Here is a 1810-nt window from a genome sequence, read left to right on the forward strand (position 1 = left end):
GCTATTATATCGCTCAAAGCCTTGTTATTGCAGGCTTTGGGCGCATTTCTGGTCGATTGAAGTAACGGATTCAGGTCGTAGTAATCCGTGGGGAAACCATGCGATTCCAGAATGGCCTGGCCTTCAGGTGATTGAACAGTGGCCAACTTGAACCGACGTTTTCTATCAAATCTAATGAGGAACCGTGCCCACGCGGAGCACAAACGGCACACCCCGTCGAATAGGACCACTCGATCCTCGGACGCAATATCTGGTTTAGACTGCGATTGTTGTCTCATAATTCAGCTAATCCCCAAGTGTCCATGCACTACCAGCTGTTCAAGGTCACCCAGTACCTTCGGGGCTGGATCAAGCTTCACCATTACCGGTGAAACGCCCTGTGCGGAGCCGCATGCAGGGTGTTGTGGGGGCCGGGGGTTAGATACCCCCGGCTACCCGATTAGAGCCCAGTCGTGAAATCATTGAGTGCCTTCTCAAGCTTTGCCTCGCCGTCCTCGAGAAAGAACGAGAGCCAGAAAACGGGGAACAAGACGAGGTGATTCACGCGCTTGTCGTCAACCAAGTAGGTGGCCTTCCGAGAACCTTGGGTGAACGTGAAACGCATCTCGGCCGGGCGGGTGCCCCAACTTGGGATGAGTCCGAACGATAGGCCTGTGAGCCACTCTTGGGGTAGAGCGCTGAGCTGTTGCATGTTCTCAACTCGAATCTGCAGTTCTTCGTTGTTTTTGTTCTGGCTTGAATCGCATGACCTTTCACTAAGGACGCGCTCCGCAGCGGTGCGATACCGAGCCTGAAGCTCCCGTATTTCATCCGGTGGGGCTTCTTTAGGCCCAAAGGTGTTGGTCGTAGAGGCGCTTGCTACATCGACTTTCAAGGAGTCCGGGCAGGTCCAGCCACCCGCTGCGGCATTCTCGGTTCGAAGATCGGTCCAACCGACAGAGCACCCAGACATCAGTGCAGCTGCTGCAACAACGGTCTCACGGTACATTTACTTGGCCTCTAACGAGACTGTAGAAAAACCCGCTTCCGGGTTCACCCGCAGCCTTCCTGCTGGTTCATTTCACCAGCGTAGTCGCTGGCTCGATTTCTTCCCGGTTCCGATATCGGGTCTTTCCGGACTACTTCCGCGTCCTTGAAGGCCCATCATGGCCGGCTTCTACCAGCTACATTCCGGACGCGCCTCTTCATGCGGCCAACTGCCCGTAATTGGCCAGCTTTTCGATGTTATGCACCAGGCAGTAGAGCTGCCATTGGCCCTGGACCTTGCGTTTGTCTCTCAGGCTGAACCGATTCAACCGTTTGGTCGTTCCGATGTTGCCGAACACTGGCTCCACTACTGACATCCGGTGGCTGTAGATGCGCTTGCCTTCGGCGCTGTCCACCCTGTGCTTCATCCAGTCGGTGTAGTTCGGCTCACGCTTATGTTCCAGGGGGAAGATCACCTGTCGCCCTGATCCATGGCGATGATCAGCGCTACTGGGGTTGTGCATGCAGCGGTGTTTCTTCGGGCAATGCTGGCACTGCAGTAGGCGGCCTTCGAAATAGGCTTTTGGGGTGCCGTTTTCATCCTCCCGGCTGGCCCGGTAACTGAGCCGATTGCCCGCTGGGCAATCTCAAGTGAGGTTGACTGGATCAAAGTGGAATTCGCTGGCCGGGATAATCTGCTTTGCTGGGTTCACTACTTTGGTATCGCCACCGGCTACCAGCGCTGCTGTGACCTGGATCATTGGATCCCCTGAGTGTCAACCTGAATCCAGACAGCACCCGAGTGAGTTAAACTAGATTTCAGGGCGCCGGATTCAGGAGTTGT

General features: G+C 55.4%; 2 protein-coding genes and 1 pseudogene. All 3 read right to left on the reverse strand.

Annotated elements, in window-relative coordinates; translation table 11 throughout:
• A partial coding sequence (locus AC1RQI_RS16735; RefSeq protein ID WP_481905749.1) for a thiol-disulfide oxidoreductase DCC family protein occupies positions 1 to 278 on the reverse strand: 278 nt, incomplete at its 3' end.
• 161 nt (positions 279 to 439) lie between these two features.
• Positions 440 to 988: a hypothetical protein gene (locus AC1RQI_RS16740; RefSeq protein WP_481905750.1), complete on the reverse strand. Its 549-nt coding sequence runs from the start codon at positions 986 to 988 to the stop codon at positions 440 to 442.
• 196 nt (positions 989 to 1184) lie between these two features.
• Positions 1185 to 1598: pseudogene (locus tag AC1RQI_RS16745) on the reverse strand (transposase); the annotation flags it as partial.
• Positions 1599 to 1810: the final 212 nt, after the last annotated feature.

The organism is Salicola sp. AFF1 (assembly GCF_056783195.1).

Coding starts and splice junctions, on each gene's coding strand:
- AC1RQI_RS16740 (WP_481905750.1), bottom strand. CDS start 988: ATGTACCGTGAGACCGTTGTTGCAGCAGCTGCACTGATGTCTGGGTGC.